Source organism: Stenotrophomonas sp. YJH_SMC_10 (assembly GCF_059371555.1).
Window position 1 is genome coordinate 23,905 of sequence record NZ_JCAFUS010000020.1, and the last position, 25,642, is coordinate 49,546.

The 25,642-nt window shown below is 67.4% G+C and carries 21 protein-coding genes; 10 read left to right on the top strand and 11 right to left on the bottom strand.

The window, feature by feature from the left end:
- Window positions 1-21: 21 nt before the first annotated feature.
- The 4 genes from dnaG to rpsU form a co-directional block, all read right to left on the bottom strand.
- The gene (dnaG, locus tag AC5P9C_RS18905) at window positions 22-1,761 is read right to left on the bottom strand and encodes a DNA primase (RefSeq protein WP_049465355.1); all 1,740 of its coding nucleotides are present in this window, start codon (window positions 1,759-1,761) and stop codon (window positions 22-24) included.
- A 61-nt stretch (window positions 1,762-1,822) separates the two neighbouring features.
- Window positions 1,823-2,743 (bottom strand): YihY/virulence factor BrkB family protein, encoded by a 921-nt coding sequence (locus AC5P9C_RS18910; protein WP_049465353.1) that lies wholly within the window; start codon window positions 2,741-2,743, stop codon window positions 1,823-1,825.
- 105 nt (window positions 2,744-2,848) lie between these two features.
- Window positions 2,849-3,292 carry a GatB/YqeY domain-containing protein gene (locus tag AC5P9C_RS18915; protein ID WP_313288236.1) on the bottom strand — a complete coding sequence of 148 codons (444 nt, stop codon included), beginning with the start codon at window positions 3,290-3,292 and terminating at the stop codon, window positions 2,849-2,851.
- A 133-nt stretch (window positions 3,293-3,425) separates the two neighbouring features.
- Window positions 3,426-3,641 carry a 30S ribosomal protein S21 gene (gene rpsU, locus AC5P9C_RS18920; protein ID WP_002808376.1) on the bottom strand — a complete coding sequence of 72 codons (216 nt, stop codon included), beginning with the start codon at window positions 3,639-3,641 and terminating at the stop codon, window positions 3,426-3,428.
- Between the two features lie 166 nt (window positions 3,642-3,807).
- On the opposite strand from rpsU, the gene tsaD reads away from it, so the two are divergent.
- From tsaD to AC5P9C_RS18945, 5 genes are all read left to right on the top strand, one after another.
- Window positions 3,808-4,833 carry a tRNA (adenosine(37)-N6)-threonylcarbamoyltransferase complex transferase subunit TsaD gene (gene tsaD, locus AC5P9C_RS18925; RefSeq protein WP_057494754.1) on the top strand — a complete coding sequence of 342 codons (1,026 nt, stop codon included), beginning with the start codon at window positions 3,808-3,810 and terminating at the stop codon, window positions 4,831-4,833.
- Window positions 4,834-5,256: 423 nt separating this feature from the next.
- Window positions 5,257-5,610, top strand: a complete 354-nt coding sequence (folB, locus tag AC5P9C_RS18930; RefSeq protein WP_049465349.1) for a dihydroneopterin aldolase — start codon at window positions 5,257-5,259, stop codon at window positions 5,608-5,610.
- A 90-nt stretch (window positions 5,611-5,700) separates the two neighbouring features.
- The gene (locus tag AC5P9C_RS18935; protein WP_053461985.1) at window positions 5,701-6,972 is read left to right on the top strand and encodes a mechanosensitive ion channel family protein; all 1,272 of its coding nucleotides are present in this window, start codon (window positions 5,701-5,703) and stop codon (window positions 6,970-6,972) included.
- Window positions 6,973-7,100: 128 nt separating this feature from the next.
- Window positions 7,101-9,275 (top strand): glycoside hydrolase family 3 N-terminal domain-containing protein, encoded by a 2,175-nt coding sequence (locus AC5P9C_RS18940; RefSeq protein WP_064237513.1) that lies wholly within the window; start codon window positions 7,101-7,103, stop codon window positions 9,273-9,275.
- Window positions 9,276-9,404: 129 nt separating this feature from the next.
- Window positions 9,405-9,956, top strand: a complete 552-nt coding sequence (locus AC5P9C_RS18945) for a hypothetical protein (RefSeq protein WP_343541506.1) — start codon at window positions 9,405-9,407, stop codon at window positions 9,954-9,956.
- A gap of 449 nt (window positions 9,957-10,405) precedes the next feature.
- On the opposite strand, the gene AC5P9C_RS18950 is transcribed toward AC5P9C_RS18945, so the two are convergent.
- Window positions 10,406-11,575 carry a PQQ-dependent sugar dehydrogenase gene (locus tag AC5P9C_RS18950; RefSeq protein ID WP_313287635.1) on the bottom strand — a complete coding sequence of 390 codons (1,170 nt, stop codon included), beginning with the start codon at window positions 11,573-11,575 and terminating at the stop codon, window positions 10,406-10,408.
- 168 nt (window positions 11,576-11,743) lie between these two features.
- Here AC5P9C_RS18950 and yiaA point away from each other — a divergent pair, with 168 nt between their 5' ends.
- A complete protein-coding gene (gene yiaA, locus AC5P9C_RS18955) occupies window positions 11,744-12,196 on the top strand; it encodes an inner membrane protein YiaA (RefSeq protein WP_049468576.1) in 453 nt (150 codons plus the stop codon).
- Window positions 12,197-12,241: 45 nt separating this feature from the next.
- Here yiaA and AC5P9C_RS18960 read toward each other — a convergent pair whose 3' ends face one another.
- The 6 genes from AC5P9C_RS18960 to AC5P9C_RS18985 all read right to left on the bottom strand — a co-directional run bounded on the left by AC5P9C_RS18960 (window position 12,242) and on the right by AC5P9C_RS18985 (window position 18,747).
- Window positions 12,242-12,565, bottom strand: coding sequence for a hypothetical protein (locus AC5P9C_RS18960; protein ID WP_049468574.1), 324 nt, complete (start codon window positions 12,563-12,565; stop codon window positions 12,242-12,244).
- Between the two features lie 110 nt (window positions 12,566-12,675).
- Entirely contained in the window at window positions 12,676-13,977 is a 1,302-nt protein-coding gene (locus AC5P9C_RS18965) for an APC family permease (RefSeq protein ID WP_049468572.1), read from the bottom strand.
- Complete coding sequence (locus AC5P9C_RS18970; protein WP_414615322.1) at window positions 13,974-14,735, bottom strand: L,D-transpeptidase family protein; 762 nt, start codon at window positions 14,733-14,735, stop codon at window positions 13,974-13,976. The genes AC5P9C_RS18965 and AC5P9C_RS18970 overlap by 4 nt, the downstream gene beginning before the upstream one ends.
- A gap of 15 nt (window positions 14,736-14,750) precedes the next feature.
- Window positions 14,751-15,599 (bottom strand): MurR/RpiR family transcriptional regulator, encoded by an 849-nt coding sequence (locus AC5P9C_RS18975; RefSeq protein ID WP_053461992.1) that lies wholly within the window; start codon window positions 15,597-15,599, stop codon window positions 14,751-14,753.
- 616 nt (window positions 15,600-16,215) lie between these two features.
- The gene (locus AC5P9C_RS18980) at window positions 16,216-17,310 is read right to left on the bottom strand and encodes a dipeptide epimerase (protein ID WP_014645715.1); all 1,095 of its coding nucleotides are present in this window, start codon (window positions 17,308-17,310) and stop codon (window positions 16,216-16,218) included.
- Window positions 17,311-18,747 carry a C40 family peptidase gene (locus AC5P9C_RS18985; RefSeq protein ID WP_164688830.1) on the bottom strand — a complete coding sequence of 479 codons (1,437 nt, stop codon included), beginning with the start codon at window positions 18,745-18,747 and terminating at the stop codon, window positions 17,311-17,313.
- Between the two features lie 132 nt (window positions 18,748-18,879).
- Between AC5P9C_RS18985 and AC5P9C_RS18990 the strand changes: the two genes are divergently transcribed.
- Genes AC5P9C_RS18990 through AC5P9C_RS19005 form a run of 4 tightly spaced genes read left to right on the top strand, consistent with a single transcriptional unit; the run spans window position 18,880 to window position 25,623 of the window.
- Window positions 18,880-20,352: a transglutaminase-like domain-containing protein gene (locus AC5P9C_RS18990; protein WP_343542516.1), complete on the top strand. Its 1,473-nt coding sequence runs from the start codon at window positions 18,880-18,882 to the stop codon at window positions 20,350-20,352.
- Between the two features lie 51 nt (window positions 20,353-20,403).
- Window positions 20,404-23,403, top strand: a complete 3,000-nt coding sequence (locus AC5P9C_RS18995; protein ID WP_049468634.1) for a TonB-dependent receptor — start codon at window positions 20,404-20,406, stop codon at window positions 23,401-23,403.
- Window positions 23,404-23,426: 23 nt separating this feature from the next.
- Window positions 23,427-24,977, top strand: coding sequence for a serine hydrolase domain-containing protein (locus tag AC5P9C_RS19000; protein ID WP_343543950.1), 1,551 nt, complete (start codon window positions 23,427-23,429; stop codon window positions 24,975-24,977).
- Window positions 24,910-25,623: a M15 family metallopeptidase gene (locus tag AC5P9C_RS19005; RefSeq protein ID WP_053461994.1), complete on the top strand. Its 714-nt coding sequence runs from the start codon at window positions 24,910-24,912 to the stop codon at window positions 25,621-25,623. The genes AC5P9C_RS19000 and AC5P9C_RS19005 overlap by 68 nt, the downstream gene beginning before the upstream one ends.
- Window positions 25,624-25,642 lie beyond the last annotated feature (19 nt).

A 25,642-nucleotide genomic window follows, 5' to 3' on the forward strand; every position in this document is an offset into this window, starting at 1 on the left:
CTCCGTGGGAACGGTCTGCCGCTACAGGCGCAGTCCGGCGCGCGCCTTCAGCAGCTCGCGCAGCTCGTACTTGTCAGTATCGTCCAGACCCTGCTGGCGCTGCTTTGCCAACAACTCCTCCAGACGTTGCACCAGCAGCTGTTTCTCCAGCTGGGCCACCGCGTCGTGCAGCTCCTGGGTCCAGCTGGCTTCGGTGCCGGGCAGCGTCTGTGCGGCCAGCGTATGCAGCGAAGCCTGTTCCTCACGCCCGTCGAAGTGTTCCAGCAGGGCGCCGGTGCTGATGTCCGGGCGCTGTTCGACCAGCCCCAGCAGCTCCAGCAGCAGCTCCACGCCCGGCAGGCGCAGGCCCTGGAAGTGATGCTGGCCACCCAGGGTCAGCGCCAGCGACGGTTGCTGCAGCAGCACGGCGATCGCGCCGCGCACCAGGCTGCGCTTGGCCACCGGCTGGATCGTCCGCTGTGGCTGGCGTTGCGGCATCGGCGCGCGCGCAGACTGCGCGTTGCCGCCGAGCCCGGTCAGCTGCGCCAGCTGCTGCTTCATCAGGTCGCCGAAGGCACCATCGGGAATCTGTGCCAGCATCGGCTTTGCCCGCTCGGCCAGGCGCGCCTTGCCATCGAGCGTGCCCAGATTGATCTCGCGGGTGAGCTCGTCGAAGAAGAACTGCGACAGCGGTGTGGCCTGCTTCAGGCGTTCGTTGAAGGCCTCGGCGCCTTCCTTGCGCACGATGGTGTCCGGATCCTCGCCATCGGGCAGGAACAGGAAGAAGGCCTGGCGGCCGTCCTTCATGCGCGGCAGCACCGACTCCAGCGCCTTCCAGCCGGCGCGGCGGCCGGCGGCGTCGCCGTCGAAGCAGAAAAACACGTCCGGCGCGTTGCGGAACAGCAGCTCGGCATGGTCCGGCGTGGTGGCGGTACCCAGCGTGGCCACCGCCTGGGTGACGCCGAACTGGAACAGCGAGACCACGTCCATGTAGCCCTCGACCACGATCAGCCGCTCGATCTTCTGGTTGGCCTGGCGCACCTGCCACAGGCCGTACAGCTCCCGGCCCTTGTGGAACAGCGCGGTCTCGGGCGAGTTGAGGTACTTGGGGCCGTCGTCCTTCTCGAACACGCGGCCGCCGAAGGCGATCACCCGGCCGCGACGATCGAAGATCGGGAACATCACCCGGTCGCGGAACTTGTCGTAGACATGGCCGCGATCGTTCTTGGAGAACAGGCCGGCACGGTCGAGCAGCTTCATGCGCCGCTCGTCCTTGCCCAGCGCATCGCGCAGGCCGCTGTACCCGTCCGGGGCGTAGCCGATCTGGAAGCGCGCGCGGTTCTCTTCGTCCACGCCACGCCCATCGAGGTAACTGCGTGCCTTGTCGCTGCTTTCCAGGTTCTTCTGGAAGAACCGGGCGGCGGCATCCAGTGCCGAATACAGCTCGCGGCTGTCGTCCTGCTGCTGGGGGCTGCGCGGGTTCTCGTTGCGCGGCACCTCCATGCCGGCACGCTTGGCCAGCTCATCCACCGCATCGAGGAACTCGAGGCGGTCGTAGTTCATCAGGAAGCTGATCGCGGTGCCGTGCGCGCCGCAGCCGAAGCAGTGATAGAACTGCTTGGTGGGCGAGACCGTGAACGAGGCCGAGCGCTCGTCATGGAACGGGCAGCGCGCGGCGTATTCCTTGCCCTGTCGCTTCAACGGCACGCGGCTGCCCACCACCTCGACGATGTCGGTGCGGGCCAGCAGGTCGTCGATGAAAGCGTCGGGGATACGGGCCATGGGCAACAGGGCAGGGCGCGGTGCAGGACCACGCGACGGAACCGGGGGCGGTCGCCCTAGTTTACCCCCTGTCGGGCACCTGGCTGGCGGTTGCCGGATCAATGCCGGCTGCGGCCAGGTGGTGGCGCGCGCGCAGGCGCTCGTCGATCACCGCCGTCATCAGGGCGCCCACGAAGAACACGACGGTGGCGTAGTAGATCCAGACCAGCGAGATCACCAGCGCACCCATCGAGCCGTAGGCGCTGCCCGGTGCCACGGTGGCGATGTAGACGCCGATGCCGTAGCGGCCCAGTGCGAACAACGCCGAGGTGATGGCACCGCCGATGAAGGCCTGGCGCCACGCCACGCGGCGGTCGGGCAGGTAGTGGTACATGAAAGCGAACCCCACCGCGTACAGCAGCAGGCTGGTGGCGTAGCCCAGCGCCGGCAGGATCGAAGGCAGCTGTGCGAAGGCCACCTGCAGCACCGTGGTGGCAGTCATCGACAGGATCAGCAGGAAGCCCAGGGCCAGCACCACGCCGAACGAGAACACGCGCTTGCGCAGCCAGGCCTTGATGCCCTCCAGGCGCTCGCCACTGGTGCGGAAGATCAGGTTGAGCGCGTTCTGCAGCTGCGCGAACACGGCCGTGGCGCCCACGAACAGCAGCAGCGTGCTCCACAGGCCCGCCAACGAGCCGACGTCCGGTTGGTTGTCGGCATTCTTCAGGACGGTTTCGGCCACGGTCGCGGCACTGCTGCCGGCCACCGAGCTGATCTGCTCGATCAGCGCCTGCTGTGCCGGCGGGTACAGCGAGGCGGTCAGCCACAGCAGCAGCACCAGCAGCGGTGCCATCGACAGCAGGGCGTAGAACGAGACGGAGGCTGCCTGGGTCAGCACGTCGACGTCGATGAAGCGCTTGGCCACCGCCATCGGAAAGCTGTCCTGCAGGCGCTTGAGGTACTTGTGCAGGGACACGGGAACGTTGGGCTCGGGTTCAACCATGTGTGCGGTTGTAGCAGGCGACCGACGAAGGTGCGGTGAAGCGGGTGCATCAATGGGGTCAGAGCCCTTCCGCGCTGCGGAAGGGATCCGACCCCGCGTGCCGGGTTACGCCAGCTGCTGCTTGACCAGCCTGGACACCAGGCCCATGTCGGCCTGGCCGGCGAGCTTGGGCTTCAGGGCACCCATCAGCTTGCCCATATCGGCCGGGCCGGTCGCACCGGTCTCGGCGATGGCGGCCTGGATGGCGGCCACGATCTCGGCCTCGCCCATCTTGGCCGGCAGGTAGGCTTCGATGACCACGATCTCGGCGCGTTCGATCTCGGCGAGGTCTTCGCGGTTGGCGGCTTCGTACTGGCTGACCGAGTCCTTACGCTGCTTGACCATCTTGTCGAGCACGGCGATCACGGCGGTGTCGTCCAGCTCGATGCGCTCGTCGACTTCGCGCTGCTTGATGGCAGCGTTGATCAGGCGGATCACGCCCAGCTTGTGCTTCTCGCCCGCCTTCATGGCGGCCTTCATGTCTTCGGTGAGCTGCTGCTTCATGCTCATGAGGAACCTCGTGGTGGTAGGTGGGGCGGGGCGGCTGCCCGAACCCGGAAACGCAAAAAGCCGGCGACGCTCGCGCGTGCCGGCTTCGGCTCCATCGCGACAGGCAGGCCCGCCGCAATGAAGATGCGTCCGATCAGTACAGGCGCTGACGCTTGGTGACGTCGCGCGACGAGCGGCGCAGCTGACGCTTCACAGCAGCGGCGGCCTTGCGCTTGCGCTCCTGGGTCGGCTTTTCGTAGAACTCGCGCTTGCGGGTTTCGGCCAGCACACCGGCCTTTTCGCAAGTGCGCTTGAAGCGGCGAAGAGCAAACTCGAAGGGCTCGTTCTCGCGGACTTTGACGCTGGGCATGGAATCTCCGGGACACAGTAGAACCGGGTCACGCCCGGCGAGCCGCACATTATAGCGGCGAATAGACAAACTGCAAGCGGCCAACCCTGAATACGGGCCGGAGGTTCGAAAGCAGTGAGATCTGCACGTCCCCCGAGGGGGCGGCAGGGGCGTCATAATAGCAGGCATGCGAGTCCTTGGCATCGAATCTTCCTGTGATGAGACCGGCGTGGCGGTGTATGACACCGACCTGTCCGGCAGCGCGGCCCTGCGCGCCCACGCGGTCTACAGCCAGATCGCCCTGCACGCCGAATATGGGGGTGTGGTGCCTGAGCTGGCCAGCCGCGACCACGTCCGCAAACTGCTGCCACTGGTGCGCCAGACCCTGGCCGAGGCCGGCCTCGGCGTGGGCGATATCGATGGCGTGGCCTACACGGCCGGTCCCGGCCTGGTCGGCGCGCTGCTGGTCGGCGCGGGCGTGGCCCGCTCGCTGGCCTGGGCGCTGGAGGTGCCGGCAGTGGGTGTACACCATATGGAAGGCCACCTGCTGGCGCCGCTGATGGAAGACGACCCGCCGGAAGCGCCTTTCGTGGCCCTGCTGGTGTCCGGTGGCCATACCCAGCTGGTGGCGGTGGACGCCATCGGCCAGTACCGGCTGCTGGGCGAGACCCTGGACGATGCGGCCGGCGAGGCCTTCGACAAGACCGCCAAGCTGATGGGCCTGCCGTACCCGGGCGGCCCGCAGCTGGCCAGGCTGGCCGAGCAGGGCACGCCGGGCGCGTACCGCTTCGCGCGGCCGATGACCGACCGCCCGGGGCTGGATTTCAGCTTCTCCGGCCTGAAGACCCAGGTCCTGATGGCCTGGCGCGACAGTGACCAGAGCGAGCAGACCCGCGCCGACATCGCCCGCGGCTTTGAAGACGCCGTGGTCGAGACCCTGTCGATCAAGTGCGAGCGCGCGCTGGAAGCGGCTGGAACCAATGTGATCGTGGTGGCCGGCGGCGTCGGCGCGAACAAGCGCCTGCGTGCGCGCCTGCAGCAGATGGCCGAGCGCCTCGGCGGCCGTGCCTGCTTCCCGCGGCCGGCGCTGTGCACCGACAACGGCGCGATGATCGCCTTCGCCGGTGCGCTGCGGCTGCAGGCCGGCCAGCACAGCCCGCCGAAGGTGGACGTGACCCCGCGCTGGGACATGGCGACGCTGCCGGCGGTATGAGCCGGTCGCGCCGGGCCTCGCCCGGCGGACGCATTACGCACGCCCTGCTCATGGCGATGCCGCCAACACCGTCGTCGCCCGCTCATGGTGCTGCAGCCAGCCCAGGGTGTGCGGGCAGCGCGCGTGGATCAGCTGCGGTAACGCAATCTTCAAGCCCCACGTCCAGATGGCTCCCTCGAAGCGCCGGGTGAAAAGCTGCGGGCAACGCCGCCGCGTCAGGCAGCCACGATCTGCATCGTGTGCTTCGGGACTCGCGGCTGGATTCCAGCTCCCGCCGGGGACGTTGAGAGGTACCAAAGGGCCCCGTCAGCAGGGCCCTTTGTCTTTTCCGGGCCGCCTCACGCCGGCCGCCCACCGCCCGTTCCGGGCAGGCTCACCGCCGTGCCGTTACCATGGCCGCCTGTATTCGTGCCGGTACGCGCAATGGACAAGGTTTTCATCGAAGGGCTGACGATCGACGCCCTGATCGGTATCTACGATTGGGAACGACGGATCCGCCAGGACCTGGTGTTCGATCTGGAAATGGGCTTCGACAACCGACGCCCCGCGGCCACCGATGACATCGCCCACACCCTGAACTACAAGGCAGTGAGCAAGCGCCTGGAACAGTTCGTGCGCGAGTCGGAATTCGGCCTGGTCGAAACCCTGGCCGAGCGCTGCGCGCAGATCGTGCTGGACGAGTTCGAGGTGAAGTGGCTGCGCCTGAAGCTGAGCAAGCCCGGTGCGGTGCGCGGTGCGCGCGCGGTGGGCGTGATCATCGAGCGCACGCGCGACTGACCCGGCAAACCGGCCACCGGCCGGAAACCCCGGTAGTGCCGGCCGCTGGCCGGCAATCTTGGTAACAACGAAACAGACAGGAGACAACGGATGGTGGACGCGGTGGTGGCGGTACAGTGGCTGGAACGGCTGCAGAACACACTGGAACCCTATCCTGGCGCCTACCTGGCGTTGATGATCTCGGCCCTGCTGGTCGCTGCAGGCCTGGCCAACTGGGTGACCAAGCGCATCCTGTTGCGTGGCCTGCGGCGCCTGCTCAGCCGGCTTCCCGGCGCCGATACCGGCCGCGGCAGCCACCTGATGCGGGTGATCTCGCGGCTGTCGAACGTGGTCCCCAGCCAGGTGATCGCCTCGGGTATCCGCATCGTGCCGGACCTGCCGCCGGGCCTGGTCAGCTTCATCATCGGCGCCTGCCAGGCGTGGGCGATCCTGACCGTGGTGCTGGCCCTCTCGCATGCGCTGGATGCGGCCAATGATCTCTACGAGCGCCGCCCCGAGGCACGCAACAAGCCGATCAAGGGCTACCTGCAGGTCGCCAAGATCGTCATCTTCGTGATCGCGGGCCTGTCGATCGTCGCGACCCTGGCGGGGGTCGATCTGCGCTACCTGGTCACCGGCCTGGGCGCGGCCACGGCGGTGCTGATGCTGATCTTCCAGGACACCATCCTGTCGCTGGTGGCCAGCGTGCAGATCAGTGGCGATGGCCGCGTGCGCATCGGCGACTGGATCGAGATGCCCAGCCAGAATGCCGACGGTGACGTCATCGACATCGCGCTGCACACCGTCACCGTGCAGAACTTCGACAAGACCATCACCACCATCCCGACCAAGAAGCTGGTGACCGAGTCGTTCAAGAACTGGCGCGGCATGCAGGAGGCCGGCGGGCGCCGGATCAAGCGCGCGCTGTACCTGGACCAGCACAGCGTCGGCTTCCTGGACGAGGGTGACCTGGCCTTCCTCGGCGAGTTCGCGCTGCTGCGCGACTACCTGCGCGAGAAAGCGCAGGAGCTGGGGCAATGGAACGGACGCCTGCGCGAGCAGGGCGTGGCCGAGGTCAACAGCCGCCGGGTGACCAACCTGGGTACCTTCCGCGCGTATGTAGAGCGCTACCTGCGCAGCCATCCGGGCATCCATACCGACATGACCCTGCTGGTGCGGCAGCTGCAGCCGACCACCGAGGGCCTGCCGCTGGAGCTGTACTGCTTCACCCGCAGCACCGCCTGGGGCGAGTACGAGGCCGTGCAGTCGGACATTTTCGACCACCTGCTGGCGATCCTGCCGGCCTTCGGGCTGCGGGTGTTCCAGGCGTCCAGCGACGCCATGTTGATGGCCGGGCAGCGCCAGCTGGCCGGGTCGGAGTAAGCTGCGGTGCCCCTGGCGGTCGCCTGCGGGTCCCGCCGGGGGAGGAAGCTGAATGACGAAACCTCTCGCAAAATCGCCCGGGATCGCTAGAATGCCGGGCTTGTAAACGTTTTCATCAAGGACTGCCGGTGGCCTCCGATCGCATCGAATCCCTCATTGCCCAGATGACCGTCGAGGAAAAGGTCGGCCAGCTGGGTGTCTTCGCGGACATGGTCCGCCCGTTCGCCCCGGACGTGAACCCGGAAGCCAACGTGCGCAATGCCGACCAGGTGCTGCAGCAGGTGCGCGAGGGCAAGGTCGGCTCGCTGTTCAATGGTGTGGGCGCCGAACTGGGCCGCCGCATCCAGCAGGTCGCGACCGAAGAGAGCCGCCTGGGCATCCCGGTGATCCTCGCCGCCGACGTGATCCACGGCATGCGTACCGTGTTCCCGATTCCGCTGGGCGAGGCCGCCAGCTTCGAGCCGGACCTGGCCGAGCGCACCGCGCGCGCCACTGCGATCGAAGCCACCGCTGCCGGCCTGCACTGGACCTATGCGCCGGCCGTGGACATCGCCCGCGACCAGCGCTGGGGCCGTGGCGCCGAAGGTGCCGGCGAGGACGTGGTGCTGGGCTGTGCGTTCGCCGCCGCCCGCGTGCGTGGCTTCCAGGGCAGCGACCTGCGTGCGGCCGATTCGCTGCTGGCCACGCCGAAGCACTTCGCCGCCTATGGCGCGGTGATGGCCGGCATGGAGTACAACATGGTGGACATCTCGCCGCAGACCCTGCGCGATGTACACCTGCCGCCGTTCAAGGCCGCCTTCGATGCCGGCGCGATCACCGTGATGTCCTCGTTCAACGACATCAACGGCGTGCCGGCCAGTGCCAATGCCGAACTGCTGACCGACATCCTGCGCGGCGAATGGAAGTTCCCGGGCGTGGTGATCTCCGACTACACCGCCGACATGGAACTGGTCGCGCACGGCTATGCCGCCGATGACCGCGATGCCACGGCCAAGGCGTTCACCGCCGGCCTGGACCTGAGCATGCAGAGCGGCTTCTACGCCGAGCACCTGCCGGGCCTGGTCGAGAGCGGCGAGGTGCCGATGGCGGTGCTGGATGAGGGCGTGCGCCGCATCCTGTGGCTGAAGGAGACCATCGGCCTGTTCGACGACCCGTACCGGTCGCTGGACCCGGCGCGCGAAGCGGATACCTCGCACCTTGCCGCGCATGATGAACTGTCGCGCGATGCTGCGCGGCGTTCGATCGTGCTGCTGAACAACCGTGACAACGTGCTGCCGCTGCAGAAGACCGGGCAGAAGATCGCGCTGATCGGCCCGTTCGTGCAGGACCGCGAGAACATCGAAGGCTGCTGGACGCTGTTCGGCGACAAGCAGCGATACGTGGACCTGGAAACCGGCGTGCGTGCCGCCATCGGCGACGAAGCGCTGCTGGAAATCGTGCCGGGTTGCGAACTGGAAGCCGCGATTCCTGGCGGCACAGAAGCCGCTGTGGCTGCCGCACTGCGTGCTGACGTGGTGGTGCTGGCGCTGGGTGAACCGCAGCGCTACAGCGGTGAAGCGCAGTCGCGCGTGGAAATCACCCTGCCGCCGGCACAGCAGGCGCTGGCCGAGGCCGTGGCGATGACCGGCAAGCCGCTGGTGGTGCTGCTGCGCAATGGCCGCGCGCTGGCATTGCAGGGCGCGGTGCGCAATGCGCAGGCCGTGGCGGTGACCTGGTACCTGGGCACGCAGACCGGCCATGCCGTGGCCGATGTGCTGTTCGGCGACTACAGTCCGTCTGGCCGCCTGCCGGTCAGTTTCCCGCAGGTGTCCGGCCAGCAGCCGTACTTCTACAACCACCCGCGCACCGGCCGCCCGGAACTGCCGACCATGTCGGAGTTCAAGGCGCGCTGGCGCGAGATTCCCAACGAACCGCTGTACCCGTTCGGCCATGGCATCGGCTACACCACCTTCGCCTACGGCGTGCCGCAGCTGAGCACGGCACAGCTCGGCTGGGACGACACCCTGACCATCACCACCGTGCTGACCAACACCGGCCGCGTGGCGGGCGAGGAAGTGGTGCAGCTGTACATCCACGATCGCGTGGCCAGCCGCGTGCGTCCAGTGCGTGAACTGAAGGACTTCCGCAAGGTGGCGCTGCAGCCGGGCGAGTCGGCCGAAGTGGTGTTCACTTTGACCCGCGAGCAGCTGGCCTTTACCGGCCGCGATGGCGTGCTGCGTGCCGAGCCGGGCCAGTTCGACCTGTGGGTCTGTGCCTCGTCGGCCGCTGGCGAAGCGGTGCAGTTCGAACTGCTGAAGGCCTGATCAAGAAAAAGGGGACGGAGGGGATTAAGTCGTTTGTGCCACTAACGACTTAATCCCCTCCGTCCCCTTTTTGTTGTCCTCACTGTGGCGGCGCTACCATCGGGCTTCCTGTTTTGACGGAGTGCGCGCATGCGCCGGATGGCCTACCTGATTCCCGCCCTGCTGCTGGCGGCCTGTTCGCAGCCTGAGCCGCCGGCGCAGCCTGCGGTGGATGCGCCGCCGCCGATGGAAGCGAACGCGGCAGCGACGCCTGCCGCTGAACCGCCGGCGCCGGCTGCCGAACCCGCTGCTGCACCTGCTGCACCGGCAGCCGAGGCGCCCGCCGAGGATGCGCGTGCGCGCATCGAGTCGTTGCTTGGCGATGCCGCGCAGTTCGAAAAGGTCTTCAATGCGTTCAAGGCCGCCGTGGTTGGCGGAGATCGCGCTGCGGTGGTCGAGGAAGTGCGATTCCCCTTGAACATCAGCGGCGGAAAGAAGATCTCCGGCCCCGGAGAGTTCCAGCGCAACTACGAGAAGATCATCACGCCGGAGGTGGTCAAGGCGGTGTCCGAGCAGGACTTCGGCAAGGTGTTCGTCAACCAGCAGGGCGTGATGATCGGCAGCGGCCAGGTGTGGTTGAGTGGCCAGTGCCTGGACCAGGCCTGCACGAAGACCGAGGTGAAGGTCATCACCATCCAGTGACTGCAGACGACCCCGCGTGCGGGGCCGTCTGGCAAGGGTAGTGCCGGCCGCTGGCCGGCAACCGCGGGATGCAGGAAGGATCCAGGTTGCCGGCCAGCGGCCGGCACTACCTGCCGTCTTTCAGCAGCCACAGCGCACCGTCGGGTGCGCTCGCCGATCACGAAGACCGAGGTGAAGGTCCCCCGCGTGCGGGGTCGTCTGGCAAGGGTAGTGCCGGCCGCTGGCCGGCAACCGCAGGGTGCCGGAAGGATCCAGGTTGCCGGCCAGCGGCCGGCACTACCTGCCGTCTTCCAGCAGCCACAGCGCACCGTCGGGTGCGCTCGCCCATCGAAGACCGAGGTGAAGGTCCCCCGCGTGCGGGGCCGTCTGGCAAGGGTAGTGCCGGCCGCTGGCCGGCAACCGCAGGATGCTGGAAGGATCCAGGGTGCCGGCCAGCGGCCGGCACTACCTCAGGTCTTCGGCGTGAGCTTCAGCAGGCGTGCCTTGCTGCCGTCTTCCAGCAGCCACAGCGTGCCGTCGGGGCCCTGTTCCACTTCGCGGATGCGCTCGCCCATGTTGAAGCGCTCGGCTTCGCGCGCGCTGTCGCCATCGAAGGCCACGCGCACCAGCGAGGTGGACGACAGGCCGCCGATGAAGCCGCTGCCCTTCCACTGCGGGAACAGGCTGCCGCTGTAGATCACGAAGCCGGCCGGCGAGATCACCGGCGTCCAGGTCACCTTCGGCGCGGCGAATTCGGGGCGCGTGTCGTGGTCGGGAATCGGGCGGCCATCGTAATGGTCACCATTGGAAACGATCGGGTAGCCGTAGTTGGCGCCGCGCACGACTAGGTTCAGTTCGTCACCGCCGGCCGGGCCCATCTCGTGAGCCCACAGCTTGCCGCTGGCATCGAAGGCCATGCCGAGGATGTTGCGGTGGCCCAGCGACCACACCTGTGCGGCCACCCCGCCCTGCGAAGCGAACGGGTTGTCGGCGGGCAGGCTGCCATCGTCGTTCAGGCGGATGATCTTGCCGAGGTTGCTGCCCATGTCCTGGGCCGGATCGAACTTCTGCCGCTCGCTGGAACTGATCCACAGCTTGCCGTCCGGGCCGAAGGTAAGACGATGGCCGTAGTGGCCTTCGCCGCTGACCTTGGGGCTCTGCCGCCAGATCACCTTCAGGTCCTTCAGCTGGCCACCGCCGTTGGCATCCAGCGCCAGGGTGGCCCGGGCCACCGCAGCACCGCGGGTATCCAGCGTGCCTTCCTCGGCATAGCTGAGGTAGATAACGTGGTTGCGGGCGAAATCCGGGTGCAGGATCACGTCGCCGAAACCGCCCTGGCCACCATAGGCGACCTTCGGAACACCGGTGATCTCGTGCTTCTGGCCGCTGGCCAGGTCCAGGTGCTGCAGTTTGCCGCGCTTCTCGGTGACCAGCAGGCTGCCATCAGGCAGGAAGGTCATCGCCCACGGCTGGTCGAAGCGGCTGACTTCGGTGGCGGTGAACGGGCGCTGGTCTGCAGCGGTGGAGGCTGCGGGCGCCGCGGTCTGGGCGCCGTTGGCGGCCGGGTCGGCGGCATTGCAGGCGGAGGTGGCAAGGATCGGCACCAGGCCGAGGGCGAGCAGCAGGGGCGTGCGGGTCATGGGTATCTCCAGGGCGGGGATGCGGATGGCCGGGCGTTCCCTTGTATACCACCGGTGCCGTGAGCGTCGTGGCCCGAAGGTCCTGCGACCCCTGTGCGAGCGCAGCGGGATCGTCTAGGGTGGGCACGCCCGGGCAAAGCGTGCCCGCCTGCCTGCCAAGGACCTGCAATGAACACTGCACTACCCCACAAGCCGTCCACCGCCTTCATCGCCGCCTCGTGGGTGGCACTGCTGCTGGGGGCGGCGGCGTACCTGATCGGCCTGTTCAACGCCACGATGGCGCTCAACGAGAAGGGCTACTACCTGACCCTGCTGCTGTTCGGCCTGTTCGCGGCGGTCTCGCTGCAGAAGAGCGTGCGCGATCGCGTGGAAGGCATTCCGGTGAGCGGCCTGTACTACGCGCTGTGCTGGTTCGCGCTGCTGTCGGCGCTGATGCTGCTGCTGGTCGGCCTGTGGAATGCCACGCTGGCACCCAGTGAAAAAGGCTTCTACGGCATGGCGTATGCGCTGTCGCTGTTCGGTGCGGTGGCGGTGCAGAAGAATACCCGCGACCTGATCGCCGCTGGTGGTGGCGAGAGCAAGCGCAGCGCGATCGTGCCGCCGCTGCCGGAACAGGAGTGAATGTGTAGAGCCGAGCCCAATGCTCGGCTCTACAGCAGCAGGGCGCTATCGCTTCAATTGCGGATCCGCCAGCTGTGCATCCTCCCAGCCACGACGCACCGCATTGCGTGCCTGCGCCCATTCCAGGCGGCTGCGGCCGCGTTCGTTGGCCCAGCGTGATTCGAGCTCGGCCTCGACCTGTTCATAGGCGCGGATGATGTCCTGTGCACGCGCGGCGTGGCCGATGCGGTAGGCCGGCTCGTAGTCCTCGAAGAACAGCTGGTCGTCGTAGTACGGTTCGGCGGTGTAGCGCTCGCGCCAGTAGTTGCTGATCGCATCACGCGGGGTGCTGTCGTCCGGCACGCGGCCGGGAATCTGGTACTCGGTCATGGAGGGCTCCGTGGTGGACGAAACCCGATCATGCCGGCCCGATGGTTAATGGCCCGGTCCAGCGACGTGATTGCCAGATCAATCCGACCGGCACGGCCTGATGCGGCCGGTCACCCGGTGCTGGCATCCTTGCGCGGCAGCGTGTAGATCACTGCGCCGATGGCAAACGCGACCAGTGCGGCGGCAATGTTCTGCCAGCTGGCGCTGGCAAACAGGGCCAGGCACAGCAGCAGTGCCAGCACCGGAATCAGCGGTCCACCGGGCAGCTTCAACGCGCCCGGGCGGTCGGCGTAGCGCTTGGCCAGGACCAGTACCGCCGCGGCGGTGCCGATGTAGGCGAACAGGCGCGTGGTCATCGACAGCAGGGCCAGCTGCACGAACGAACCGGACAGGGCCAGGCCGAGCGCGATCAGGCCCTGGCACAGGATCGACGCGGCCGGGGTATGGAAGCGCGGATGCACCTGGGCCAGGATCTTCGGCCCATAGCCATCGCGTGCCAAGGCGAACAGGAAACGCGGGCCCATCATCATCGTGTTGCTGTTGGTGCCGAGGATGGAGATGGTGGCACCGACGGTCAGGATCAGCGCCAGTGCTTCGCCACCGAATCCAGCGGCGGCATCGGCCAGCGGCGTGGCCGAGCTGGCCAGGCCGGCCAGCGTGCCCTGTGCCACCACCTGCACCGCGCCGTAGATGACGGTGACGGTGATGATCATGGTGATCAGCGCGAACGGAATGTCGCGGCGCGGATTGCGGTACTCGCCGGCGGCGGCGGGAATGTTCTCGAAACCGGCGTAGGCGTACAGCAGCAACAACGCGGCCTCGCCCATGCGTTGCAGGTCGTGCGGGTCCGGGCGCTGGCCGGAGAAGGCCAGCTTCGGGTCGATGTAGAACGCACCGATGGCCACGAACAGCAGCAGCGGCAGCATCTTGCCGATCACCAGCACCACGCCGGTGCGCGCGGCCGACCGCACGCCGATGATGTTGATGCCGGTGAGGAAGCCCAGCGACACCACGATCACCGCGATGCGGCCCAGGCCGGCACCGGCCCATGGCCAGAAGCGCGCGACCGCATCGGCCAGCGCATTGCTGAGTGCGGCCGCCGAACTGATGCGGGTCAGCCAGATCATCCAGCCGATCTCGAAACCGGCGAAGCGGCCGAAGGCCTCGCGTGCATACAGGTAGCTGCCGCCGGGTTCATCGAAGTAGCTGGCGGCCTGCGCATAGCACAGCACCAGCAAGGCCACGACGATGCCGGCGGCGACCACGCCCCACAGGCTGAAGGGGCCGAGCAGGGCGACGGTGGCGGCCGGCAGCAGGTAGATGCCGCTGCCGATCACATCGTTGATCGACAGGCCGACGATCTGCCAACGGCTGACCGCGCGCTGCAGCTGCGGTTCGTCCTGCGCGCTCAACGGCCGTCTCCCTGCAGTGCAGGCAGCTGCCACTGCGCCTGCAGTCGCTTGTACTCCGCGCGCGGCAGCAGCACGAAACGCGGCGCGTCCTGCGGCCGCAGCCAGTCCAGCAGTGCCTGCATGCGTTCCTGCGGCATGGCCGTGCAGCCGGCGGTGGCCTCGCCGGGCTGGCGCCACAGATGGGCAAAGATGCAGCTGCCCTTGCCGGGCTGGTTGTCCGGGTTGTGGGCAATCACGAAGCCTTCCCGGTAGCGCACGTCGCCCTTGTTGTGCAGGTCCAGCCGCATCGGCTCGGTGGAGCCCTTGACCGCTGCGCTGCCGACCTTCTTCTCATCCACGATGCGGTTGTAGAACGGCGAGGCGGGCACGTCCATGCAGTAGCTGCTGTCCAGCATCGGCTGGTAGGGCATGACGGTGCCGGGGCGGGTGACCGCATAGCCGAACGCGCTGCCGAGCGCGAATATGCCGGCCGGGCTGCGGCCATCGCCTTCCTGCTTCTGCGGGCCATCGGCCTGTGCCGGATGCAGGCCCAGGCCCCATGCGCTGCCGGTGCGGCCAAGCGCCACCGGGAACGCCTGGCCATGCGGGTGCCAGCCCTTGCCGTCGCGCACATAGGCCTGTAGTTGCCCCTGGGTGCTGTCCCAGCCATCGCTGGTGACCACGATCAGCTGGCGCGCGCCATCCAGCGGCGCAGCGTGAACGGACACCACTGCGGCAAGCAGCAGTGTAGTGATGACAAGGCGGACCAGCGATCTCATCAACATGCGCTCCGGTCAGGAATCCAGCAGGTGGTCGATCCGCTCCAGGTTCACCGCAAGCTGCTGCTGGCGATCCGGATTGGCATGGCAGAGCAGCACGAACAGGAAATCGAGCAGGGCGTGCATGGCGCTACGGTACAGCAGCTGCGCGACCTGCGGCGTGCGGTCGTGGGCGCAGACCGCCAGGGCCGCATCCGCATGCGCGCGCAGCGGGTTGGCGGTGTGGCGGGTGATGGAAATCACCTTGCCCCCCATGTCCTGGAACTGCCGCGACAGCTGCGAGAGCTGGGGCAGGTTGCCGAACTCGGAGAACACCAGCAGCGCGTCACCGGGCCGTGCGGCCGAGAGGTTGGCCAGCATCAGGATCGGGTCGGTGTGGGGTACCACGAGCAGCCCGAGCAGCGACAGCCGCATGGCAAACTCGCGGGCGAACAGGCCGTCGTCTCCCAGGCCGTACACGAACAGCTTGGGCGCACCGTCGAGCAGCTGCACGATGCGCTCGATCTCCGCGCGTGGATTGGCCTGGCGCGTTTCCTCTTCGGCCTGCGCCTTGCTGCGGCGCAGCGCCTCGCCCAGGCGCAGGTAGTCATCGCCGCTGTCGGGTTCGTCGGGCGCCTGCTGCGGATCGGCACCGGCGCGGGCGACGTCCTGGCCGATGGAGTACTTCAGGTCCGGGTAGCCCTTGAAGCCGAGCTTCTGGCTGAACTTCACCACGCTGGACTGGCTGATGCCCAACGCGCTGGCCAGTTGCTGGGACGAGTAGTCGCGCAGCAGGTGGGCGTTGTCGAGGATGAAGTCGGCGATGCGGCGCTCGATGGCCGACATCTGCCCGCGCTCGGTGCGGATCTTCAGCAGGGGCGGCATGCGGGGTGTCCGAGGGGCGTGCGTTGGAGCATAGGGGAACGCGTTGCGGTTGGCAGCGTAGAGCAGGTCATGGAGTGGGTCGGGGGGGTGGGGTTTGCAGGGGACGCCGTGAATCCGTCCACGGAGGCTTGGCCGCGCTTGCTCGTTTGCGCTGTCCTGCGCAAACGGCAAGACCGGGGTTGGGCGTCCTGCCCAACCCGCCCGAGGCATGCCTCGGGCCCATGGCGCGGACACCCATGCAAGCCCCACCCGACCGACCCCGGACAGATCGCGCGCGTGCCAGCCGCGAAGGGGATACGGGGTAGAGCAGAAGCAAGAGCAAAAGCATCCACGCATGGCGTGGATCCACGGGATGCAGTTGTTGCCTTTGACGTTGAGTCCGCCTTCAAGCGAGCCGAGCACCGCAGGTCCGGCGAGGGCGAAGAGGCGCGGGTGTCTGAGCGCATCGAGTTCCGCGCCGTCCCTCGACCGGCCGAGGAGCGCAGCGCACCGGCGTGCGCAGCACGTCGGCTCGCGGCCGGCGGAGCGTTTCTTTTGGTTACTTTTCTTTTCGCGAAAAGAAAAGCAACGCCCGACCCAACGTCAGTGGCACGCCACGCCAGCCGCAAGGCAGAGATCAACCCAGCATCTCCAGCCCACGCACTTCAGTAATGCCCAGCCCCGGCACGTCGCTGATGCTGATCTCCGATTCGTTGAAATGCACGCCGCCGCTGACCGGGTCGAACTGGCCCAGCGAGGGGCCGTCCAGATCGACCTTGGTGATCACATCGCTCTTGGCCACGGCCAGGTGCACGGCGGCAGCCACGCTGATGCTCGATTCGATCATGCAGCCGATCATGCACGGCACGCCGTAGATGCCGGCAATGTCGGCGATGCGGATCGCGTTGGACAGGCCGCCGGTCTTCATCAGCTTGATGTTGATGATGTCGGCCGCGCGCTGCTGGATCAGGTCCATCACCTGGCTCGGGCTGAACACGCTCTCGTCGGCCATCACCGGCGTGTTGACGCGGTCGGTGACGTACTTCAGCCCGCTGATGTCGGCGGCTTTCACCGGCTGCTCCAGCAGTTCAAGCACTACGCCGGCGTCTTCCAGCGTACGCATCGCATGCACCGCCTGCTTGGCAGTCCAGCCCTGGTTCGCATCCAGGCGCAGCAGGGCACGGCCTTCCACGGCGGCGTGGATGGCCTTGACCCGTTCGATGTCCAGTCCGATGTCCTTGCCGACCTTGATCTTCAGCGACTCGAAGCCGCGCTCGATCGCCGACAGCGAATCGGCCACCATCTTGTCGATGTAGTCCACGCTGATGGTGATGTCGGTGGTGATCACCGGGTCGCCGCCACCAAGCATCTGGTACAGCGGGGCACCGTGCAGCTGCGCCCACAGGTCGTACAGTGCGATCTCCACCGCCGCCTTGGCGCTGGTGTTGCGCTCCATGGCGGTCTGCACCAGCGTGCACAGGTGGTTGAGGTTGACCACGTCCTGGCCGATCAGGCGCGGGGCGATGAAGTGGCGGATCGCTTCGATGATCGAGCCGTGCGTATCGCCGGTGATCACGGCGGTGGCCGGGGCTTCGCCGTAACCGGTGTTGCCGGTATCGGTACGGATCAGGACGACCACGTCCTCGACGGTTTCCACCGTGCGCAGGGCCGTCTTGAACGGTGTCTTCAACGGCACGCGCAGCATGCCCAGTTCGATGGCAGTGATCTTCATTCAGGGGGTCTTGGCCCGCAGGCGCTGGATGTTGGTGATGCGGTCGATGTAGCGGACGGTATCGCTGGCCATCATCGGCTCCAGCGGCGTGACCGAAACACCATTGAGATGGGCCTGCACACGTCTGCCGTCGGCACCGAACCAGCTGCCGCCTGCCGTATCGTGGATCACCCAGGTGCGGCCGTCGACGTGGCCGATGGCCATCATCACGTGGCCGGGAATGTAGACCAGGTCGCCAACACGGAGGTCGGTGACGGCGCGGTCGCGCACCGCCTTGCCGTCCTTGCCGGTGAACGGTAGTCGATCCAGCGCGGGGCTGACCGCCTGCGCGCTGGTATTGCGCGGCAGCAGTACGCCGAAGCTGCGGTAGATCTCGGACACAAAGCCGCTGCAGTCGCGGGTGTCGTAATCGTGGCCCCAGCCGTAGCGTTCGCCAAGGAACTTGAACGCCTGCTGCAGCAGCAGGCGCGGGGTCAGCGGCAGGTAGTCGGCGGCAGTGTCCTGCGAGCGTGGCAGCAGCGCCGGCACCAGCTTCAGGCGGCCATCGGCTTCCCGCACGGGCAACTGCACCACCCACGATGCGTGCGCCTGCTGGCCGTTCACCGGGTCGGCAGCCGGCCAGTCGGCCAACACCGGCAGGCGCACGCCCATGTCCAACTGCAGGCGCGAGACACGCGGCTCTTCCGGGGTGTAGGCGGTCTGCGCGGTGGCACCGGTGACGATCCGGTACGGGCCCTTCGTGCCGTAGCCGAGCACGGTGGCCTTGTCGCCGCTGGCGATGGCCTCGGCCTCGATCCACGCGCTGTAGCGCTCGCTGTGGACGAACAGCCAGCGGCCGTCGGCGCTGCGATGGACCACGGCGACCTTGTCGCCGGGGAACAGTGCCGATTCCTGGAAACGGTCGATATCGGTGTCACCGACGCTGCTGAAGACGCGCTCGCGGGTGGGGAAGGTACGCAGTGCCGCGCGCTTCACCACCAGCCCGTAGGCCGGTGCCACCTCGGCCGGGATCGCATCCAGGCCGAGGTTGGCTTCGATCGCGCTGCGCAGCGCCGGCGCGATCGGCTGGCCCTTGTCGTTGTAGAGGGCGCGTGTGGGCCAGCGCGACAGCGCGGTGATGCTGGCACGCACCGTCGCCGCATCAAGCTGCGCCGGCAACGCCGCGATGTCCTGCAGGTGGCTGTCCTGCGCCCGCATCCGCGCGTTCTGCGCCTCGATCTGCGCGCGGTCCAGGATCGACGCATCGGCGTTGTCCAGACGCGCGGCCCAGTACTGCGGCGTCAGGTAGGCCTCGTGCAGGCCGATCACATACGGCAGCGGCGCACCGGGGTCGGGGGGGGCCGCCGCCGGTGCGAAGGCCGGTGCGGCCAGCAGGCACAGCGCCAGGGACACGCGGCGCGGCCAACGCCGGTGCCGTTCGCGGGAAGCCAGGATCATGCGCTGCACACCCTCCTCGAATGCCTGTTGGAATATTTATTCCTTTCGGCGGCGAAAGCAAGAATAAATTATTGACCGGCATCCCGGCCCGTGTTACACAGCCGTTACCACCCGCGCTGGGGAAGTGTCGCTGTGGATCCTGCCGTTCGCAAACCACGTCTGCCTGCTGCTGCCGGCCTGTGTGCCGCGCTGCTGCTGTGGGCGTCTGCCGCGCAGGCCACGGATGGGGATAGCCACCAGCAGCGGGCGCGCCAGGCGCAGGTGATCGACCTGATCGACAGCGGTCGCTTCAGCGATGCCCAAGCGCTGCTGGCAACGGCAGGCGATACCGCCGACGGGGCCTTCCAGCGCGAGCGCATGCGCCGCATCCGCTTGGATTTCAGCCTCGACCAGGCTGCCGCCAAGGCCGCCGTACGCCGCTGGATTCCCGACCTGACCGACGAGGAATTCGCGCGCTGGGACCAGCTTGGCCTGATCGAGCATCTCGATATCGACGGCGAGCGTTGGTACTTCAAGCGCGCACCGTCCAATCTGTTCCTGCTCAGCGACGAAGCACGCGCGCGCCGCCGCGCCGATGCGCCGATGCCCGCTCCGGGCCCGAACGAAGTGCTCAACGCACACCACGCGCGCGTGGTGGCCGCGTCCGAGCAGCGTGGCCAGGCGTCGGTGCTGCCGCAGCGCATCGAATTCACCCAGTCGCTGACGGTGAAGGCCGATGCGGTACCGGCCGGCGAGACCGTGCGTGCCTGGATTCCGTACCCGCGCGAGATCCCCGGCCAGCAGGAGCAGGTGCAGTGGCTGGGCAGCACCCCGGGCAAGGCGCGCGTGGCTCCGGCCCACACCCAGCAACGCACCGCCTACCTCGAAGCCAACGCGGTGGCCGGGCAGCCGACCCGCTTCGAGATCCGCTACGCGGTCACGATCTTCGCCCGGCATACCGCGATCGACCCGGCCGTGGTGCAACCGACCCCGGCCGATCCGGCCCTGAAGCCCTATCTGGCCGAACAGCTGCCCCATGTGCGCTTCACCCCGGCGCTGAAGCTGTTCTCCGACCAGGTGCTGCAGGGCGAGACGCGCCCGTATGAAGTGGTGCGCAGGCTGTTTGCCGCGGTCGACCGCATTCCGTGGGCCGGTGCGCGCGAATATTCCACGCTCAGCAACATCAGCGATTACGCGCTGCGTGCCGGCCATGCCGACTGCGGGCAGCAGACGTTGCTGCTGATCGCACTGCTGCGCCTGAACGGCATCCCCGCACGCTGGCAGTCTGGCATGGTGTTCTCCGACGATGGCAGTGGTTACAACAACCTGCATGACTGGGGACAGGTCTACCTGGCGCCGTATGGCTGGCTGCCGATGGACGTGACCACTGGCGCGCTGGCCAGCGATGTACCGGCGCTGCGCGACTTCTATCTGGTTGGCCTCGATGGCTACCGCATCGCCTTCAACGATGATTTCGGCCAGCCCTTCGTGCCGGCCAGACAGCATTACCGCTCGGAAACGGTCGACTCGCAGCGTGGCGAGGCCGAGTGGGCAGGCGGCAACCTGTACTTCGACCAATGGAGCTACGACTTCCAGTGGCGGGTACTGCCAGCCAGGCAACGCTAGCGCGACACCTCGCATTCCACACCATTCAATTCTTGCAGGAGAGAGCAGGGGATGAAGGCTTACAGCATCAAGCGGGCGGCGTTGTGCGTCGCTCTCGGGGCGTGTCTGGGCGTGATCGCGCCCAGCGCATTCGCACAGGATGGTTCAGTGGTCGGCCGGCTGGTCAGCGATGCCGGCCAGGTCCCGGCCGGTGCCACGGTGACCGTACGCAACCCGGCAACGGGCTTCGTCCGCTCCGTGCAGGCCGACGCCAACGGCAGCTACCGCATTCCGCTGCTGCCGGTCGGCACCTATGACATGGAGGTGAGCCTGCCCGGCGGAGGGGCCAGCCGCGTCGGCCAGGTGACGGTCAGCCTCGGCAGTGCCACCACGGTCAACGTGCCGCTGGGTGCGGTCAGTACCCTGGGCACGGTCGAAGTGCGGGCGCCGCAGGTGGTGTCGATGGTGGACGTGAAGTCCACCGAGTCGGCCACCAACATCACCCGCGAGGAGCTGTCGCGCCTGCCGGTGGACCGTGACATCACCGCCGTAGCGCTGCTCGCGCCGGGAGCCGTGAAGGGCAAGGGGTCGCTCGGCGGGCAGGGTATTTCCTTCGGCGGATCGTCGGTGGCCGAGAACACCGTCTACATTAATGGCCTGAACGTCACCGACTTCTACAACCGGGTCGGCTTCTCGTCGGTGCCGTTCTCGTTCTACCAGGAATTCCAGGTCAAGACCGGCGGCTACTCGGTCGAGTTCGGGCGCAGCACCGGTGGTGTCATCAACGCGGTAACCCGCTCGGGCAGCAACGATTTCAAGGCCGGCGCCGAGCTGGTGTTCGAGCCGCGGGCATGGCAATCGCAGGCACGTGATCGCTACGACGGCAGCGGCAGCCGCTACATCACCGCCAGCCGCGACGACTACAGCCGCAGCGCGCTGAATGTATTCGCCTCCGGTGCGCTGGTGCAGGATCGCCTGTTCTTCTTCGGCATGTACGAGGCGCGCGACTACCGCCCCACCTCGACCAATGACGCCGGCACGCGCCTGAGCCAGGGCAAGGCCGATGATCCGTTCTGGGGCGGCAAGATCGACTGGCAGATCACCGACAACCAGATGCTGTCGCTGTTCGGCTTCTCGGACAAGAGCAAGACCCTCACCGACGTCTACGCCTACGATTACGCCACGGGGCAGACCGTGGGCGAGCGCAGCAACCAGATCTACAACACGGTGGGCGGCAAGAACTGGTCCGGTACCTACAGCTGGCAGGTCAACAACGACCTGACCATGAAGCTGATGTACGGCGAGAACAAGCGCAACCGTGTGCAGAGCTCGTTGATGGACGAGAACTGCAACCGCGTGTTCGACAATCGCACCGCCAGCCAGGGCGTGCCGCCATCGCTGCAGGGTGACCGCGGCTGCACCAGCAGCTCGCAGCTGGAATCCGCGCTGGACACCCGCAAGGCTGCACGCGCCGATTTCGAATGGACGCTGGGCAACCACCTGCTGCGCTTCGGCCTGGACCGCGAAGAGAACACCTCCGACTACAGCCGTGCCTACCCCGGGCCCGGCGGCCTGCGCTATGACATCTATGCCCGCACACCCGGCAGTCCGCTCAATGGTGGCGTGGTGCCGGCCAGCGGCCTGGTCGCGCGCACCCGTCGCTATGAAGTGGAAGGGGCCTTCGAGACGATCAACTCGGCCTACTACCTGGAAGACAACTGGCAGGTGACGCCGAATCTGCTGCTGAACATGGGCCTGCGCCTGGAAGCCTTCGACAACAAGGGCGGCGACGGCAGCAGCTACATCAAGATCGACGACATGCTGGCCCCGCGCCTGGGCTTCTCCTGGGACGTGCGCGGCGATGGCACGACCAAGGTGTTCGGCAACCTGGGCCGATACTTCCTGCCGGTGGCCAACGTCATCAACATCAAGCAGGCCGGTGGCTTCCTCGACGAGCGGACCTGGTATGAGTTCCTCGGCTACAGCGGCGCGGCCAACAACATCCCCAACCTGGGCGCACAGATCGGGCCGGTGGACAACTCGCAGGGCGACGGCAGCGTGCCGGACCTGCGTGCCGAAGTGAACCGGGACATGGACCCGGTCTACCAGGACGAAGCGATCCTCGGCTTCCAGCAGATGATCAACGAAGCCTGGTCGGTGGGGGCGAGCGTGACCTATCGCCGCCTGCACAATGCCATCGATGACATGAACATCACCGCGACCGGCCAGTGTGGTGCCATCGACGGGGTGTGGATCATGGGCAACCCCGGGCGCACCAATACCGTCTGGGGCGACACCGACTGCGATGGCCGCAACGACGGCTGGATCAGCATCGATACGTCGAAGGAAGGCTGGGCACTGTACGACGACAACGGCAACTACGTCGGCCAGCGCGGCTGGGTGAAGCCCAAGCGTGACTACAAGGCGCTGGAACTGCAGGTCGACCGCGCCTGGGACGGCAAGTGGGGCTTCAACGCCTCCTACACCCTTGCATACGGTCGCGGCAACGCAGAAGGCCCGGTCAACTCCGATACCGACTTCGCCGACGCAGGGCGCACCGAGAACTTCGACAACCCGTGGGTCAACTACCGCGGCTACGGCTATCTGGCCAACGACCGCCGCCACCAGTTCAAGTTCCGTGGCAGCTACGCATTGACCGAGAACCTCAGCGTGGCGGCCACGCTGGGCGTGCAGTCGGGCAGCCCGATTACCCGCTTCGGCGCCGGTAATCCGTTCGACGACACCGACTTCCACAGCTACTACGTGTGCGTGTCCAACTGCCAGTCGACGGTTCCGTCCCAGCGCGTGTTCGTGCATTCGCCACGCGGTGGCGACGGCCGCACGCCCTGGACCTATGACCTGGACGTGAGCGTGTCGTACAAGGTGCCGATTCCCACCGATCTGCGCCTGAAGCTGGCGGTGTACAACGTGCTCAACCAGCAGCGCGTGGTGACCGTGGACCAGGACTACGAGCCGCAGGACAGCATCGGCACGCCGAACCCGCTCTACCGCTACGGCACCGGCTTCCAGTCGCCGCGCTACGCGCAGCTGACCGTCACCTGGGCCTACTGAGGCCCGGTGCCGGGACCATGCGCATGCAGGCACTGGGGATGCTGGCCGCGCTGGTGGCTTTTCCGGCGGCGGCGGTCGATACCGCCTCTGTCGAGGCCGATGTCGCCGCCGTGGTCCGGCACGAGCACCTGCCCGGGCTGGCCATGGCGGTGGTCGACAACGGGCAGGTGGTCTATCGCCACGCCGAGGGCGCGCGTGGCGATGGCGGCCGCATCGACCAGGACACGCTGTTCAAGATCGCCTCCAACAGCAAGGCGATGACTGCCGCGCTGCTGGCGCGGCTGGTGCAGCAGGGCAGGCTGCGCTGGGATGATCCGGTGCAGCGGCATCTGCCGGGCTTCCGCATGCACGATGCCTGGGTGGGCCAGCAGATGCAGGTGCGCGACCTGCTGATCCACAACAGCGGCCTGGGCCTGGGCGCCGGGGACCTGATGCTGTGGCCGGAACCGAACGCATTCACCCGCACCGACATCATCGCCGGATTGGCGCACCTGACGCCGGTCAGCAGCTTCCGCAGCCACTATGCCTACGACAACCTGATGTACGTGGTGGCTGGCGAAGTGGCCGCTGCGGCGGGCGGCAAGCCGTACGACCAGTTGATGCGCGAGCAGGTGTTCGAACCACTGGGCCTGTCGCGCTGCCAGGTGGGGGCGTGGTCGGTGAAGCGCGTGGGCAACGTGGCGCAGCCGCATGCCTGGCGCGGTGATCGCAACGCGGTAGTGAATGAGGATGGAGCGATCAGCCCGGACCTGCCGTCGATGGCCGCTGGCGGCATCCGGTGTTCGCTGCGCGACATGACGCGCTGGATGCAGGTGCTGCTCGATCCCACCGTGGCGCCCGGCTGGCTGGATGCGGAGCAGCGCCGCACGCTGTGGACCCTGCACATGCCGATGCCGCTGGGCGAGCGCCAGCGGCGCTGGGACAACGCGCATTTCTACGGCTACGGCTATGGCTGGCGCGTGTCCGACATGGACGGCCAGTGGAAGGTGGCGCATACCGGCACGCTGTCCGGCATGTATTCGTCGCTGGCGCTGCTGCCCGACCGCAAGGTGGGCGTGGTCATGCTGATCAACGGTGATGGGGAGGACGCGCGTACCGCATTGATGCAGGCCGCGCTGAAGCGCTTTACGGCGCCGGACGATGCGCGTCCGGCGCTGGAGTACCTGGCCGAACTGAAGGCGGACCAGGCGGTGCGCGCGGCAAGCGGCCATCAGCGGCCGGCGACGTCGGAGGCACGGCCGACATCGGACGCCGATCTGCCGCGCTGGCAGGGTCGCTACACCGACCCGTGGCTGGGGCCGGCCTCGCTGTGCCCGGGCAAGGACGGCCTGCGTTTCAGCGTGGACAAGTCGCCCCGGCTGCAGGCGGCTGTGCTGCAGCTGCAGGGGCGCTGGCTGCTGCGCTGGGATACGCTGGGCGACGACGCACAGGCCTGGCTGCAACCCGGGGACGGTGCGTCGCCCACGCTGGACCTGCGCGCCATCGATCCGGACATCGACTTCAGCTATGACTTCCAGGACCTGCATTTCACTCGTACTGGCGACTGCGCTGGCGGCGACCACCGGCGCCGCTGAGCCACCGCGCGTTTCACCGGCCACCGACGCGGCCAGTGCCGGACTGGTGGAGATCCGCACGGTGTCGCCGCGCATCGACCTGGATATCCGCTATGCCGGCGCCAACAACTTCACCGGCGCGCGCGTGCCCGGCTACGAGGCGCCTTCGTGCTACCTGCTGGCGCCGGTGGCGAAGGCACTGGCACAGGTGGAACAGGACCTGCGCGCCGATGGCTTCGGCCTGCGCCTCTACGACTGCTACCGGCCGGTGCGTTCGGTGCAGGCCTTCATGGCCTGGGTGAACGATCCACACGAACGCTCGCGCAAGGCCCTGCAATACCCTGACCTGGACAAACCGCGCCTGCTGGCCGACGGCTACATCGCCGAGCGCTCCGGCCACAGCCGCGGTGCCACGGTGGATCTGGGCCTGCTGGATTGCCGCAGCGGGACGTGCACGCCGTTGGACATGGGCACGGACTTCGATTTCTTTGGCCCGCGTGCGCATACCCAGACCCGCGGGCTGAGCGCTGCACAGCAGGCGAACCGCCGTCAGCTGGTGCAGGCGATGGCGCGCCACGGCTTCGTCAACTATCCGCAGGAGTGGTGGCACTACACCCTGCAGCCCGAACCGGATCCCGGCACCGCATACGACGTGCCGGTGCTTTAGGGTTTGTTGGCAGGGGCGC